The organism is Sporosarcina aquimarina (genome assembly GCF_033253705.1).
GTDB classification, from domain to species: domain Bacteria; phylum Bacillota; class Bacilli; order Bacillales_A; family Planococcaceae; genus Sporosarcina; species Sporosarcina aquimarina.
The window spans coordinates 137,712-153,323 of sequence record NZ_JAUBDH010000004.1 but is presented as its reverse complement, the minus strand read 5'-3'; the positions used below and the strand labels follow the sequence as shown (position 1 = coordinate 153,323).

11 protein-coding genes and 1 riboswitch are annotated in these 15,612 nt (G+C 43.9%); of the genes, 3 read left to right on the top strand and 8 right to left on the bottom strand.

From position 1 onward, the window contains the following. Positions 1-81 precede the first annotated feature (81 nt). The 5 genes from radA to QT716_RS07860 all read right to left on the bottom strand — a co-directional run bounded on the left by radA (position 82) and on the right by QT716_RS07860 (position 6,269). Complete coding sequence (gene radA / locus QT716_RS07880) at positions 82-1,455, bottom strand: DNA repair protein RadA (protein ID WP_317935516.1); 1,374 nt, start codon at positions 1,453-1,455, stop codon at positions 82-84. An 83-nt stretch (positions 1,456-1,538) separates the two neighbouring features. Then, complete coding sequence (gene clpC / locus QT716_RS07875) at positions 1,539-3,986, bottom strand: ATP-dependent protease ATP-binding subunit ClpC (RefSeq protein ID WP_317935515.1); 2,448 nt, start codon at positions 3,984-3,986, stop codon at positions 1,539-1,541. 150 nt (positions 3,987-4,136) lie between these two features. Then, on the bottom strand, positions 4,137-5,210 hold the full coding sequence (locus tag QT716_RS07870; RefSeq protein ID WP_398292955.1) for a protein arginine kinase: 1,074 nt from the start codon (positions 5,208-5,210) through the stop codon (positions 4,137-4,139). A 7-nt stretch (positions 5,211-5,217) separates the two neighbouring features. Continuing rightward, positions 5,218-5,769 carry a UvrB/UvrC motif-containing protein gene (locus QT716_RS07865; RefSeq protein WP_317935513.1) on the bottom strand — a complete coding sequence of 184 codons (552 nt, stop codon included), beginning with the start codon at positions 5,767-5,769 and terminating at the stop codon, positions 5,218-5,220. Positions 5,770-5,798: 29 nt separating this feature from the next. Further along, complete coding sequence (locus tag QT716_RS07860; RefSeq protein WP_317935512.1) at positions 5,799-6,269, bottom strand: CtsR family transcriptional regulator; 471 nt, start codon at positions 6,267-6,269, stop codon at positions 5,799-5,801. Positions 6,270-6,543: 274 nt separating this feature from the next. Here QT716_RS07860 and QT716_RS07855 point away from each other — a divergent pair, with 274 nt between their 5' ends. Continuing rightward, positions 6,544-7,131: an N-acetyltransferase gene (locus tag QT716_RS07855; RefSeq protein ID WP_317935511.1), complete on the top strand. Its 588-nt coding sequence runs from the start codon at positions 6,544-6,546 to the stop codon at positions 7,129-7,131. A gap of 82 nt (positions 7,132-7,213) precedes the next feature. Here QT716_RS07855 and QT716_RS07850 read toward each other — a convergent pair whose 3' ends face one another. The 3 genes from QT716_RS07850 to QT716_RS07840 form a co-directional block, all read right to left on the bottom strand. Continuing rightward, a complete protein-coding gene (locus tag QT716_RS07850) occupies positions 7,214-8,902 on the bottom strand; it encodes a hypothetical protein (protein WP_317935510.1) in 1,689 nt (562 codons plus the stop codon). Between the two features lie 131 nt (positions 8,903-9,033). Next, on the bottom strand, positions 9,034-9,642 hold the full coding sequence (locus QT716_RS07845) for a biotin transporter BioY (RefSeq protein WP_317935509.1): 609 nt from the start codon (positions 9,640-9,642) through the stop codon (positions 9,034-9,036). Between the two features lie 124 nt (positions 9,643-9,766). Beyond that, positions 9,767-9,952 (bottom strand): histidine kinase, encoded by a 186-nt coding sequence (locus QT716_RS07840; protein ID WP_317935508.1) that lies wholly within the window; start codon positions 9,950-9,952, stop codon positions 9,767-9,769. A gap of 140 nt (positions 9,953-10,092) precedes the next feature. Beyond that, positions 10,093-10,196: riboswitch (SAM riboswitch) on the top strand. Between the two features lie 101 nt (positions 10,197-10,297). Here QT716_RS07840 and QT716_RS07835 point away from each other — a divergent pair. Both QT716_RS07835 and metH read left to right on the top strand, forming a co-directional pair. Next, positions 10,298-12,157 (top strand): bifunctional homocysteine S-methyltransferase/methylenetetrahydrofolate reductase, encoded by a 1,860-nt coding sequence (locus tag QT716_RS07835; RefSeq protein WP_317935507.1) that lies wholly within the window; start codon positions 10,298-10,300, stop codon positions 12,155-12,157. After that, the gene (gene metH / locus QT716_RS07830) at positions 12,138-15,590 is read left to right on the top strand and encodes a methionine synthase (protein ID WP_317935506.1); all 3,453 of its coding nucleotides are present in this window, start codon (positions 12,138-12,140) and stop codon (positions 15,588-15,590) included. Before QT716_RS07835 ends, metH begins: the two co-directional genes overlap by 20 nt. Positions 15,591-15,612: the final 22 nt, after the last annotated feature.

Here is a 15,612-nt window from a genome sequence, read left to right as displayed (position 1 = left end):
TTCGAACATAAAAAGCAAGGAATCCTGTACCTATTTAACAGGACTCCCGAAATCTAGTAAAAGTTTCTAAAGTGAAAGCATTTATTGAGGCAGGCATAACTCTAGGGCATCCCGTACTGTTTCGACCCCAACGACCTGAATACCTTCCGGAAATTCCCATCCGCCAATATTAGATGCCGGAATAACAGCACGCTCAAATCCCAACTTTGCGGCTTCCCCAACGCGTTGTTCAATCCGCGAGACTCTCCGCACTTCACCCGTCAGACCAACCTCACCAATATAGCAATCCGTGCCTTTAGGAGCTGTATCACGATAACTGGAAACAATACTCATCAATACCGCCAAGTCAATAGCAGGTTCGTCAAGCTTCACCCCGCCTGCCACTTTAATATACGCATCTTGTGCCTGTAATAGCATTCCCATTCTTTTTTCCAATACCGCCATCAGTAACGACACTCTATTTTGGTCAAGTCCTGTCGCCATTCTTTTTGGATAATTAAAACTGGAAGGTGTAACGAGCGCTTGAATTTCAACAAGGATCGGGCGTGTCCCTTCCATAGAGGCAACAATTGTCGAGCCGGCCCCTCCTTGGGAGCGTTCAGCTATAAACATTTCGGATGGATTCAGAACTTCCTTCAGTCCCGCTTGCAGCATTTCAAATATGGCAATCTCGTTCGTTGAACCGAACCGATTTTTCACACTCCGTAAAATCCGATAAGTATGATGACGTTCCCCCTCAAAATACAGCACCGTATCTACCATATGTTCAAGTAAGCGGGGACCCGCAATTTGACCATCTTTCGTGACATGGCCAACTAGGAAAATTGCAATTCCTTGTGTCTTTGCTATTTTCATCAGCTCTGCTGTACATTCCCGAACTTGCGACACACTCCCTGGTGCAGAAGCCACCTCCGGATGATGGATAGTTTGAATTGAATCCACAATAACGAATTTCGGTTTCACGTTATCAATCGTATTGTGAATTAGCGCAAGATCTGTTTCTGCGTATATGTACAGCTCATCAGATAACACGCCAAGACGCTGCGCACGAAGTTTTGTTTGTCGAATGGATTCTTCACCTGAAATATATAAAACCCGCTGCTGTTGGTTCGCTAATAAGGCAGAAACTTGCAGCAACAGCGTGGACTTACCTATCCCGGGGTCTCCGCCAATCAATACAAGTGAACCAGGCACTATCCCTCCGCCTAATACACGATTCAACTCTTCCATTTCCGTACGGACACGGGGCTCATCTTCTATTTTCACGGAATTGATAGGCATCGCTTTTTGCTTTACCGCATCAGAATGCTGGAATGCGCCTCTCGGACCCTTTTGAACGATTTCTGTTTCCTCATCCATTGTATTCCACTCACCACAGCCCGGACACCTTCCCATCCACTTCGGAGATTCATATCCGCAGGATCTGCACATGAATTTCGTTTTCTTTTTCGCCATACTTGTCCTCCAAACGACGAAGAGGACAGCCCCTCCCCAAGATTCGCACTTCGGGGCAGGCTATCCTTTTTGTCTGTTTCTTATTAATTCTTTACCATCTCTGCTCGTTCAGTTTCCACTGTGAACTCACCGTCTGTATAGTCAACTGTGACTTTTCTTCCGGATAGAGCGGTTCCTTTTAACAACTCTTCAGATAAGCGGTCTTCCACATGTTTTTGAAGCGCACGGCGAAGTGGACGTGCCCCGTATTCAGGATCGAATCCTTCATCCGCAATTTTGAGCTTCGCTTCATGAGTAAGTTCCAATTCAATATCTTGTTCAGCGAGTCGTTTGCTTAACTCATCCGCCATCAAGGTTACAATCTCTTCTAGCTGGTCTTTCTCAAGTGAGTGGAAGACAATCATTTCGTCCACACGGTTCAGGAACTCAGGACGGAATGCTTTTTTCAGTTCTTCCAGCATTTTCTTCTTCATATCGTCGTAATCTTGTTCCCCATCTTGAAGATTAAAACCGACATACTTATTCTTTCTCAACTCTTGCGCACCTACGTTAGACGTCATAATAATGACGGTATTACGGAAGTCCACTGTCCGGCCTTTAGAGTCTGTCAGACGTCCATCTTCAAGTACTTGCAATAAGATGTTGAACACATCTGGATGCGCTTTTTCAATTTCATCGAGAAGGATTACAGAATACGGTTTGCGGCGAACTTTCTCCGTTAACTGACCGCCTTCTTCGTATCCCACGTACCCTGGAGGTGAACCGACTAGTCGCGACGTAGCGTGTTTCTCCATATACTCGGACATGTCAATACGAATCATGGAATCTTCATCGCCGAACATTGTTTCTGCAAGAGCTCTTGCCAACTCTGTCTTACCGACACCCGTCGGACCTAGGAAAATGAATGAACCGATTGGACGCTTGGGATCTTTCAGTCCAGCACGCGCACGACGAATTGCTTTGGAAATTGCAGTAACCGCCTCTTTTTGACCGATAACACGTTTGTGCAGCTCTTCTTCCATATTCAACAGCTTCGATGACTCTGTTTCTGCGATACGGGCTACAGGAATTCCAGTCCACATTGCAACGACCTCAGCGATGTCGTTTACAGTTACTTCAGATTCCGTCTTGCCTTGTTTTTCTTTCCACTCTGTTTTCGTCTTCTCAAGCTCTTCTTTCATCTTTTGCTCTTTGTCACGATAGGATGCTGCTTTCTCAAATTCCTGGCTTTGAACTGCAGCATTTTTCTCTGAACGAATCGCTTCAAGCTTTTTCTCAAGCTCGCGAAGATTCGGAGGTGTTGTATACGAACGTAAACGAACTTTTGAACCTGCCTCGTCGATTAAATCGATCGCTTTGTCAGGTAGGAATCGATCCGAAATGTAACGGTCTGACATTTTTGCCGCTGCCTCAATTGCTTCATTCGTAATTTTCACGCGATGGTGTGCTTCATAGCGATCACGTAAGCCGCTAATGATTTGAATGGTTTCATCAACAGAAGGCTCATCGACCTGAATCGGCTGGAAACGACGCTCTAGTGCCGCATCTTTTTCAATATACTTACGATACTCATCAAGTGTCGTTGCACCAATACATTGCAGTTCTCCTCGAGCGAGTGACGGCTTCAAAATGTTGGATGCATCGATTGCACCTTCTGCTCCGCCTGCACCAATAAGTGTGTGCAATTCGTCGATGAATAAAATGATATTCCCTGCTTGGCGAATCTCTTCCATAACCTTTTTCATGCGGTCTTCAAATTCACCGCGATATTTAGTTCCTGCTACAACTGTTCCCATGTCTAGTGTCATAACCCGCTTATCGCGTAAGATTTCCGGGACTTCGTTATTTACAATTTGCAACGCAAGCCCTTCCGCAATCGCCGTTTTACCAACACCCGGTTCGCCGATTAAAACAGGATTGTTTTTCGTGCGGCGGGCCAGCACCTCTATTACACGCGTAATTTCTTTGCTGCGGCCAATTACAGGATCCAGCGTTCCTTCACGTGCAATTTCCGTCAAATCCCGAGCTAACCCATCTAATGTTGGTGTTGCTGCAGTGGCGGACGCATTTTGACCAGCAGTGCTTGAAGAATCATTGCTGCCTAATAACTGAAGTACTTGTTGACGTGCCTTGTTTAAGCTGACGCCTGCGTTATTAAGTACACGCGCTGCTACGCCCTCTCCTTCACGGATCAAAGCAAGTAAAATATGTTCTGTTCCGATATAAGAATGTCCCAACTTACGTGATTCATCTACAGACAATTCGATTACTTTTTTAGCACGCGGAGTATAGTGGACTATTGGCCCCACTTCTTTACTCCCCGTTCCAACAAGTGTATTTACGCCAGTTTCTATCGTTTCAAAGCTGACACCTATTGCTTCAAGAGCCTTTGCTGCGATGCCGCCACCTTCACGGATTAACCCAAGTAAAATATGTTCAGTTCCGATTGCTTCGTGTTTCAAACGAATTGCTTCTTCTTGAGCGAGCTGAAGTACTTTTTGTGCTCGTTGTGTGAATCGATTAAACATCATTAACATTCCTCTCCTTCTGCAAAAAAATAATTTCCTTCTTCTACTTATCTATATTCGACCAGACCTTCAAACAACCGGTTTCTTGAAGAATTGACTTTGACCATCTTTGACTATTTTACCGAACTAGAGACAATGACGCAAAAGAGACGCTTAGCAATCATCTGTATCTGACTCTGCTTCTGTTTCAGATGATCTTCGTTCCAGCCTTTCTCTAAATAGTTTAGCCCGACTAATATCTAATTCTTCAGAAGTCAGTTCTTCTCCTTCATAATGCTGCAAAAATCCTGTTTGCATAAAGATCATTAACTCGTTCAATATATTCATATCAACATCTTCGATTAACCCTAGGTCTATACCTAGCCGTACATCAGATAAACATCTCGCGGCTTCTGAAGAAGGCAGTAATCTTGCATACGAAATTGTACCAAGTGCTCGAAACACCCGATTTTCAAGCGCAATGCGAGACTTTTCCACAAGAAGTTCCCGAGCCTTTCGTTCAAGAGAAATCAGTCGCGAGACACTATTTGCAAGTTCCGCTAAAATTTCTTTCTCGGTCTTCCCGAGGGTTAATTGATTGGAAACCTGATAAACATTCCCCGGCGCCTCACTTCCTTCTCCATAGCTTCCGCGGACAACCATTCCTAATCGAGATATAGCAGGAATGATCCGGTTAATTTGCCGCGTCATTGTAAGGGCAGGAAGATGAAGCATCACTGACGCACGCAATCCCGTTCCTGTATTCGAAGGACAGCTCGTTAAGTATCCAAACTGCTCATCAAACGCGTAAGGTAACTTATTCTCAAGTAAATTGTCTGTTTCATCCGCCTTATTGTAGGCATTTTCAAGTTGCATACCTGGGTAGATACACTGAATGCGCAAATGGTCTTCTTCGTTGACCATAATGCTGATTGTTTCATCATCTGAAAGCAATACTGCCCCAAATTGTTCCGCTTTAGCCAGCTGGGGACTGATTAAATGCTTTTCCACTAACGTTTGTCGTTCAAGTGATTCCAAATCATTCATTCTCGTAAAGGAATACCCTTTTTTTCCTTCACTAAGCAATGCATCTGAAACAATTCGTCCTACCTCGTCAGCTTGTTCGTCAGAGAACGCTATCGGAAATCTAAACCCACGAAGATTCCGGGCAAGTCGGATACGTGTAGACATCACAATATCGGAATGTTCACCATGGGGGACCATCCAGCCTGTCACGGCATCATGCATATAGCGGTTATTGCCCACTGCCGTCGCCCCCTTCCGCTGTTTCGATTGTGAGTTTTTGCTTCCAATCTTTTATTTCATCTCGTATAACGGCTGCTTGCTCAAACTGCTCACCTTGTATGGCTTCCTGCATATCTGAACGGAGTTCTTCTATTTTCTTTTTAATCGTCATCTTTTCATTAAATGATGCCGGAACTTTGCCCGTGTGGACCGTACTTCCGTTATGAAGCTTTCCAAAGACTCTTGGAAGCCGTTCTCGGAAGGTATCATAGCAAGTGGGACATCCGAATTTCCCAATGTCTAGAAAGCGAGTAAACGTCAGTCCGCATTCAGGGCATTCAGGCATCGTTTGAAATTCTCTTGGCTGGGCTTGCACCGACTCTCCACTGAGCCATTGAGAAAGAAATTGCTGAATGGACAGCGGTTCCTGATTCGGACTAAATGAAAACGACTGCAAATTGAATGCGCACTTCTCACAAAGATTGCGCTCAATCGGACCGTTTTGTGTGTCCTGTGACAATATGACGGTGGCCTGTCGTTCTTTACAGTTTTCACAAAGCATCTTTTAACACCCCATCGTTTAAAATCTAGTTACTCAGATTGCTCATATAATAACGAAAATAACATCGCTTGCAGAATTCGCGCGCGAATTCTATCTCTTTCTGGCAACGGATAATGTAAAACAGAACGATCCACTGCTGAAAGCATAAGGCCAGCCTCTCTTTTAGATATTACTTGCTCAGCTAAAAGCCTATAGACTACATCTTCGGCCATCGTATACGACGCCCCTTCTTGCAGACTATCCAACACATGGTCAAGCAGCTCTTTTCGAGAATTCGTTTGGACCCGGTAAATACGGATATATCCCCCTCCGCCACGTTTAGATTCCACTGCATAACCTCGCTCCAGTGTAAATCGTGTTTTTATGACGTAGTTGATTTGAGAGGGGACACATTGAAACTTTTCCGCCACTTCATTGCGCTTGATTTCCACGATTCCATTATCTTCATGTTCGAGAATCGATTTCAAATACCCTTCTATGATGTCGGAAATATTACGCATCTTCTCACCTCTTTTTCAGCACAGTCTTTTCGCTGACTTTGACTATCTTTGACTTAATTGTACCGCATTAAACTAAAGGCGTGCAAGAAATTTGCAATCAGACAAATTCATAAAAAAAGATAAAAAAGTTGAACATTTTAGGTTTAGTATGTTTATATTAAAGGTATAGAATGAAGTCGAGGATTTTTTTCTGACCTCTTTTTTCCTCTCCCTATGTTTGAACCCCAAACAAAAAGCTCCGGGTACACCCATACCGACGGAGGAGATTTACACAATGAACTGGTACGAGAAATTAAGCGAATACTTTCCAATCGAAGAGATGAAGTCAAAGGAACACATGGATGCTTTACTGAAAGACAAGCATAATGTCTATAGAAAAGATGAAGGTCCTAAACACGTACTTATGTACGTCGAAACAGAATCATTTGTTTTTGTAGATTATTTGTTTGTTTCATCTGCTTCGCGCGGCGAAGGCCTTGGAAAGAAGTTATTAACGCAGTTAAAAGAAAAAGGCAAGCCGATTTTGCTGGAAGTTGAACCCGTCAATTATGAAGATACGGATACAGAAAAACGCTTGCGCTTTTATGCCCGTGAGAACTTCCATCACGCATCTCGCATCGGCTATAGCCGCCGCTCACTCGCAACGGGAGAACAAACCGACCTCGAAATCCTTTTCTGGTCTCCTGAAGATGCCGATGAAGAGTCAGTATATGATGCAATGAAGATGACGTATGAAGAGATCCACACGTATAAGGATGATGAATTCTACGGTGAATCATACGACCCTATTGAAAAAGTTTTAACGTACAGTACAGAAGGCAAAACAAACATCTTAAAACCGTTCGCATCTGTCGGAGCATAATGCAGACAGCAGCGTGTTAATAAATAAGAAAAGCAGAAGCGACTTTCCTAGCTTCTGCTTTTCTTATATTCATTTATATATCTCATTCAGCGAGTGAAATATTAGCCATTTCTTTCACGGGTAAGAACAACTCGCCTGTTTCAAGATAAGTTATTGTTAACTTATCACCTTCTTGGATATAGACAGCCTCGGGAATTGTCTCTGTAGAAATCAGGAAGTTTCGTCCGTCATCCGCTTTTACAGATACCAAGGTAAAGTCGCCTGAAGGTTCTTTATAGACACGTTTGACAGTGATTGCTCCTTTCGTCTCTTCGGCACCTGAGCTGCCGTCCACTGTACTGCCGCCGCGCTGCAGCGCAGTTTTATATAGTTTCAGCGCATCATTCGGTGAATTACCGAATACCGAAATTTCCGGATTCGCTGCTGAGACAATGAAGTAGTTTTGGAGGAAACCATTGGAATCCAGCACAGGTGTTAACCAGCTTGCTTCCCCATAGAAGTTATAGAGGACAGGCATTTCACCCGACCACTTTTTCTCAATGAATTTCTTTTCGATAATTTGCAGTGCCCCTTGTGAATCCATATAAGATTCCTCTAAATCGCCCGTGTAATAGGTTGCTTTACCCGTACGTCCATCTGTCAGCGCATAGCCGATCATAGAATCGACGCCTTCTTTCGGACTTGTGAAGTCAGTAAAGTAGTACATATGTCCATTTTCATCAAAAATGGGGCTGACGTTTGCTTCTGTTCCCTCATCAGATGGAAGTTTGACGTCTTTCTTGCCGACAATGGAGTTCCAGAATCCATGGATATACTTACCGAAATAACTGTTTTGCAAACTGACTGCTTCTGGCGAAACCGCACCATCGATATAATCTGGAATATCCGCGAGTGCAAATTTCTCAACCGCTCCCGTCATCGGATCCGTCATAACAATCCCTTTCACATCAAATCCATTTCGTGCAGTGATGAATTCTCCGTAAGAGCGGATATAGTGAGGATTTCCTTCATCATCGATTTCTAACTGAACATCCCCATAAAAAATCAGTTCAGGAAATTGCAAGCGCATATGACGGTCCACTTGTTTGTTAAAGTAAGAAGTCTCCGTGTACGTCATTTCAGACGCTACAAATTTCGGATTGTCTGCAGAGTCCGTTGCGCTCATTCGGAAGTAGCCTGGCGTCGTCTTGCCATTCCACCATTTGAAGAATCCAGAAAATTCAACAGGAGCAATATATACATAATCGTCCTTCACTTTTTGAATTTGCAGATGACCTAAGTCGTAGTAACTGGTATTCGGTACTTGCCCGAATGCTTTTTTCATTTTGTTTCTCGCAAATTTAGGCGGCACGCTGGCAGGCGTCTGCGTTTCATCGAACGCTTCGATTTCTACTTGCTGATCCATTTCAACCGCTTGGTATTTCGTGTTCGCATTCCATAAAGGTGCAGATAAAATGTAAACACCTGCCATTACAGCGATTCCAGCAACGGCAATTTTCACTTTTCTAAATGCACCATCATCTAAAATAGCTCCTAGTATAGCGGCAGCTAACAACACAATCCATAACGAAGACCAATGCTGGTCAAGATTCGTTGAATAGTAAAATATAGAGATACCTATCGCGATTACAACGGCAGCCGTGATCAGAAGTACCCCCCTGAAGCCGGAACTGCTTTCTTTTTCATCAGCAAAGCTGCGTTTGTGCAAAGGTACAGCTAATACAGCAGCGATAATACCTGCAATCAAAGAAAATAAGAGTAAGTGAATCATTTGTATTCCTTCCTTCCATTTGTTGAGTATCTATTTCTATATACGGAAAGAAGATAAAAATGTTTCAATTAGTTTAATCCTGACATAGAAAAAACCGATACCCCTTCATAAAGGGATATCGGTTCAACACATTAAATAGAACGTCTTGTTCTTAAGATTTTAGCCATACGATGACCGAAAACTCCTGCCAACACAGACAGAATAATATCTTTTGGCAATGGCGGCAACATCCAAATCCATGCAATTTTGTACGTGAACGCATCCGGTGCTGCTGCCCACAGCTTGTACGCGATATACATCCAGTTAGTTCCGATTACGTAATTGACTGCGCATCCTACTAACGCTGCAATCACAAAGCTTGCCACTGAGCTGTTCCTTTCAATGATTAATCCGACAACATATGCTACAAAAATAAAAGATAGAATAAATCCGAAGGTCGGACTGACAATTGCACTGAATCCGCCGCTGAACTTCGCAAACACCGGTGCTCCGGCTAATCCAATTGCCATATATACGGTCATTGAGACAGCTCCATAACGGCTTCCAAGTAAAAGTCCTGCTAACACCGCAAAGAACGTTTGCAGGGTAATTGGCACGCCACTTACTGATAACGCGGGTAAAAAGTATGTAATATTTGCTCCAATCATCATTAACGCTGCAAACATCGCTGAATAGACAAGCCCCAGAGTTCCAGTCATAGTCTTCGATCGATTCGGTTTCATAGTTGCCGTTGTCCCCATTAATAACACCCCTTTAACTATATAGTTATAGATTAAAAGGTATTTGACATTGTGTCAACTTATTTTTTAAGATAGTTAACTCAAATTTAATTATAAAAAAACTGACATTTGGGTCTCTGTCAGTTTAACGTCTTTTTCCTTCATCTTTCGGAAATAAGAAAAATGAGATGACGCCACTTAAAACCATAGCACCCAGTGTAATATAAAATCTAGACATGACAGGCACATCTGTAAAGTTTTTGTTAAGCATAACCCAGGCAATCCCGCCAACTAATAGTACCATCGGGATGACAAATTTAAACGCTCTCATAGCAATCTCCTTTCCTTGCATGTCCTCCCAGTTTACCACATACGTTAGGTAACTCACAGTTCACTATTCACAATGTGTATTGACGGAACTCTCAAACAACGGTATGATATGTTAAATTATTCACACAACTCAATAAATCATTCTTATCAAGAGAAGCGTAGGGATCTGGCCCGTCGATGCTTCAGCAACCAGCCATTAGGTCAGGTGCTACTTCCAGCGGATTCGTATGTCCGGCAGATGAGAAGGAGACAATCATTTATATGACAAAGCCTTCTTCGTATTTAAAAGAAGGCTTTTTTATTTTTCTCTACTTCATTGCTCTGCCGTAAGAAAGGATGATGTCTAATGAAATTACTCGATCGATTGAAAACAGAAGTGTTGACTGCTGACGGCGCCATGGGAACACTGCTTTACGCCGAGGGTCTGGACTTCTGTTATGAACAATTAAATATAGAAAAGCCAGATACCATTCAGGAAATCCACGAACAATATATTCATGCAGGGGCGGATATCATCCAGACCAATACGTATAGCGCTAATTCTTATAAACTCGCGCGTTATGGATTAGAGCATCGGGTTAAAGAATTTAATGAAGCCGGGATTGAAATTGCTAAGCGTGCAGCCGCGCCGGGCGGTCAATTCGTGCTTGGCACAATTGGTGGCATTCGGAGTATCCGGAAAAGCGACGCAACGATTGATGAAGTCTTATCGATTGTTCAACAGCAGGCTGATCCATTACTCGCGGGGAATCCGGACGGCTTATTACTTGAAACGTATTACGACTTTGAAGAGCTAACTGCAGTTGTTAAGCACCTGCGACAACAGACCGACATTCCTCTCATCGCACAAGTTTCAATGCATGATCCTGGTGTTCTGCAGAATGGACTGCAATTGAATGATGCATTACATCGATTGGAAGACCTAGGTGCTGATGTTGTAGGAGTTAATTGCCGCCTTGGTCCGTATCATACAATTCAAGCATTTGAAGGTGTTGAACTTCCTAAGAAGGCATTTTTATCCGCCTTTCCAAACGCCAGTTTGTTAGATGTAGAAAACGGACGGATTGTCTATGTATCTGAAACTGATTATTACGGGCGGGCTGCCCGCTTATTACGGGATGAAGGTGTCCGGCTGATTGGCGGATGTTGCGGAACAACACCTGCGCATATTGTTGCAGTAAAATCTCAATTGGCTGATCTCGCACCCGTTACACAAAAAGTTGTAGTTCCACATAAACCGATTGTTATTCGTGATGCAGAACCGCCTCGTTATGAACCTTTATACTTAAAAGCAAAACGTGAGCGTACAATACTTGTGGAATTAGACACACCGCGGCACTTGGAAACTGAAAACTACTTCGAAGGCGCGCGCCAGCTTCAAGAAGCAGGAGCACACGCTGTAACGATGGCCGATAACTCTCTTGCTTCTCCCCGGATTAGTAACCTGGCGATGGCGTCTCTCGTGAAACATCAAGACGACATTCGACCACTCGTCCACATTACATGCCGGGATCATAATTTGATTGGTCTGCAATCTCATTTGATGGGTCTTGATGCACTTGGCATTCATGATGTTTTAGCGGTTACAGGAGATCCAACCAAAATCGGTGATTTCCCCGGTGCCACTGATGTTTACGATGTTTCTAGTCTTGAGCTCTTCCAACTTATAAAAAAACTGAATGATGGGATTTCTTTCTCAGGCCGCCCTTTACGTAAAAAAGCGAGTTTTTCGGTTGCTGGTGCATTCAATCCTAACGTTAGAGTTATAGACCGCGCTGTTAAGCGTCTTGAAAAGAAAATCGAGTGCGGTGCAGATTATTTCATCACACAACCGGTCTATACGAAAGAGAAAATTATTGAAATCCATGAAGCTGTCAAACATTTGGATACTCCCATTTTCATCGGCATTATGCCACTGACAACTATTCGTAATGCCGAATTCCTCCACCACGAGGTCCCTGGCATTAAGTTGTCTGATGAAGTGCTCGAACGGATGCGGGCTTGCGGAGATAATTGGGAAGCAGCCACTGCGGAAGGCATTCTAATCGCTCAGGAACTAATTGATACAGCGGCTTCACTGTTTAACGGCATTTACCTGATCACTCCATTTTTAAGATACGACATGACAGTAGAGCTTGTGCATTATATTAACCAGATTGACGCTACAGCAGAAAGAGAGGTGCACCATGCCACAAGCACAAATTGAACAACAACTCAAACAGCGTATTCTCGTTATGGACGGGGCAATGGGCACGATGCTTCAAAATGCCAATTTATCGGCAGAAGATTTCGGCGGTGAAGCGTATGAAGGATGCAATGAGTATTTGAATCTCACCAAGCCAGAAGTTCTGACATGCATCCATAAAGAATATCTAGAGGCCGGTGCTGATATCATCTGTACCAATACGTTCGGTGGCACGCCTATCGTATTAGATGATTACGATTTAGGCAGTGAAGCAGACATTATTAACCGCCGAGGAGCAGAACTCGCACGAGCAGCAGCTGATGCGTTTTCGACAGCTGACTATCCCCGGTTCGTTGCAGGAGCAATGGGACCAACGACTAAAACACTGTCTGTAACAGGCGGAATTACGTTCGACCAGTTAGCAGACGATTTCTATGTACAGGCAAAGGGGTTAATCGACGGAGGTTCGGATCTTCTTTTATTGGAAACTAGCCAAGACATGCTGAATGTCAAAGCGGGTTCCGTCGGGATACGTCGCGCCTTTAGAGAAACAGGCCGGGAACTCCCAGTGATGATTTCCGGAACGATTGAACCGATGGGAACGACGTTAGCCGGACAAAGTATTGAAGCCTTTTACGTTTCTATCGAGCACATTAAACCACTTTCAGTCGGATTGAATTGTGCAACAGGGCCTGAATTCATGACAGATCATTTACGTTCTTTGTCAGACCTTGCTACTGGATTTGTCAGTTGTTATCCAAACGCCGGTTTGCCGGACGAAGAAGGACACTATCATGAATCTCCTGAATCGCTTTCGAAAAAGCTGAAAGGATTTGCCGAGAAAGGCTGGCTGAATATTGTCGGTGGCTGTTGTGGTACGACACCTGCACATATTCAAGCGATTCGCACAGCAGTGAAAGGGATAACTCCTCGTCCATTACCTGCTGAAACGCACGGACATACTGTTTCAGGTATTGAACCCCTGTTGTATGATCCGAGTATGCGTCCTATATTGATCGGTGAACGTACAAATGTAATTGGATCACGTAAATTCAAACAGCTTATTGTCGATGGAAAAGTAGAAGAAGCAGCAGAAATTGCCCGGGCTCAAGTGAAAAACGGTGCTCATGTTATTGACGTTTGTCTCGCTAATCCGGATCGTGATGAGTTGAAGGATATGACCGATTTCATGAAAGAAGTTGTGAAAAAGATTAAAGCGCCACTGGTCATTGACTCGACCGATGAGAATGTTATTGAAGAAGCATTGAAATACTCCCAAGGAAAAGCGATTATCAACTCTATAAATTTAGAAGATGGTGAAGAACGCTTTGACGCTGTGATGCCAATCGTGAAAAGGTACGGAGCGGCCGTTGTTGTCGGTACAATCGATGAAATCGGGATGGCTGTTACTCGAGAACGCAAGCTTGAGATTGCAAAACGTTCGTATGATTTGTTAACAAACAAGTGGGGGCTTGCGCCTGAAGATATAATTTTCGATCCCCTTGTCTTTCCTGTGGGTACAGGAGATGCACAGTACATTGGATCTGCGGTAGAGACAATAGAAGGAATACGTCTTATTAAAGAGCACCTTCCTCGGGCTCTAACGGTTCTCGGCGTCAGTAATGTCTCGTTTGGTCTTCCTCCTGTAGGGCGCGAAGTATTAAACGCCGTGTATTTGTATCACTGCACACAAGCTGGACTCGACTATGCGATTGTGAATACTGAAAAGTTAGAACGTTATGCGTCCATTCCCCAGGCAGAAAACGATATGGCGAACGCATTATTATTTACAACGACCGACGAAACATTGGCAGCATTCACTGAGTTTTACCGCGGAAAGAAGAAAGAGAAGACAGAAGATGATATCCCGAAAACTGTGCCTGAACGTCTTGCTTATTACGTTGTGGAGGGGACAAAAGAAGGATTGATTGCTGATTTGGATGCCGCAATGGTTCAATTTGACGAACCGTTAGATATTATTAACGGTCCACTGATGACCGGCATGGCTGAAGTAGGACGATTGTTCAATACAAACCAGCTTATTGTAGCTGAAGTACTTCAGAGCGCAGAGGTCATGAAAGCTTCCGTCTCCTATTTAGAACAGTTCATGGAGAAAAAGGAAGATGATAACGGTAAAGGGAAAATCGTCCTCGCCACAGTTAAAGGCGATGTCCATGATATTGGAAAAAACTTAGTCGAGATTATACTAAGCAACAATGGTTTCAAAGTAGTTGATATTGGTATTAAAGTAACCCCCGCGCAATTGATCGAAGTCATCCGCAAAGAAAAACCGGATATTATCGGACTTTCCGGGTTACTTGTAAAATCCGCACAGCAAATGGTGTTGACTGCACAAGATTTTAAATCGGCGGGAATCGATTTACCCGTCATGGTGGGCGGTGCTGCACTTACTCGCCGTTTTACCGATACAAAAATCGCCCCTGAGTATGATGGGCCCGTTATCTATGCCAAAGACGCGATGCAAGGGTTAGATCTAGCAAATAGACTGCAAGGCAGTGAAAAAGATGTCTTGCTCCTTGAACTTGACCAGCAACTCGAAAAGCGCGCTGCAAATGATGCCATCAAGGCGGCTAAAGCGGCGGAAAAGACAGATACAGCAGTTGCAGTTGCCACACGCCCTGTGAAAACAGTTCGTACTGATGCTCCCGTTTTTGTTCCGAGCGATTTCCGGAAAAGGGTGCTGCGGGATTACTCTATTTCCCACCTCTCTCCATACGTAAATATGCGTACACTGATTGGGCATCATCTTGGACTTCGTGGGTATACGGATTCAACATTGCAAAAGCAAGAGCCGCGAGCAGTTGAACTGCATGACATGGTAACTGGATTTTTAGAGTCCGGAAAATTGGGTGCATCTGGTTTATATCAATTCTTCCCTGCTCAAGCAGACGGAGATGATGTTATCCTATATGATCCGCAAAATAGGATAACAGAAATTGAACGGTTTACGTTTCCGCGCCAGCAACAGCATCCTTTCCTATGCTTGGCTGACTATTTAAAGCCTGTAAATAGCGGAGAAATGGATTATGTTGCGTTTATGCAAGTGACAGCGGGTCATGGTGTTCGTGCTGAAGCGGAACGGTTGAAAGCAGAAGGAAAGTTTTTGGAGAGTCATGCGTTCCAAGCGACAGCATTAGAACTTGCAGAAGGTTTTGCGGAACGGGTTCATCAAGAAATCCGCGATCAATGGGGCTTCCCGGATGCGACTGACTTTACGATGAAAGATCGATTCGCGGCAAAGTACCAGGGACAAAGATTCTCTTTCGGGTATCCAGCCTGTCCAAACTTGGAAGATCAAGCGAAACTGTTTGGGTTATTAAAGCCAGAAGAAATTGGCGTCCACTTAACAGAAGAGTTCATGATGGAACCGGAAGCATCCGTGTCCGCAATCGTTTTTGCACACCCTGATGCCCGTTATTTCAATGTCGAATAATGAGGTTACAAAGATCCTGCAG

Coding starts and splice junctions, on each gene's coding strand:
- radA (WP_317935516.1), bottom strand. CDS start 1,455: ATGGCGAAAAAGAAAACGAAATTCATGTGCAGATCCTGCGGATATGAA.
- clpC (WP_317935515.1), bottom strand. CDS start 3,986: ATGATGTTTAATCGATTCACACAACGAGCACAAAAAGTACTTCAGCTC.
- QT716_RS07870 (WP_398292955.1), bottom strand. CDS start 5,210: ATGCATGATGCCGTGACAGGCTGGATGGTCCCCCATGGTGAACATTCC.
- QT716_RS07865 (WP_317935513.1), bottom strand. CDS start 5,769: ATGCTTTGTGAAAACTGTAAAGAACGACAGGCCACCGTCATATTGTCA.
- QT716_RS07860 (WP_317935512.1), bottom strand. CDS start 6,269: ATGCGTAATATTTCCGACATCATAGAAGGGTATTTGAAATCGATTCTC.
- QT716_RS07855 (WP_317935511.1), top strand. CDS start 6,544: ATGAACTGGTACGAGAAATTAAGCGAATACTTTCCAATCGAAGAGATG.
- QT716_RS07850 (WP_317935510.1), bottom strand. CDS start 8,902: ATGATTCACTTACTCTTATTTTCTTTGATTGCAGGTATTATCGCTGCT.
- QT716_RS07845 (WP_317935509.1), bottom strand. CDS start 9,642: ATGGGGACAACGGCAACTATGAAACCGAATCGATCGAAGACTATGACT.
- QT716_RS07840 (WP_317935508.1), bottom strand. CDS start 9,952: ATGAGAGCGTTTAAATTTGTCATCCCGATGGTACTATTAGTTGGCGGG.
- QT716_RS07835 (WP_317935507.1), top strand. CDS start 10,298: ATGAAATTACTCGATCGATTGAAAACAGAAGTGTTGACTGCTGACGGC.
- metH (WP_317935506.1), top strand. CDS start 12,138: ATGCCACAAGCACAAATTGAACAACAACTCAAACAGCGTATTCTCGTT.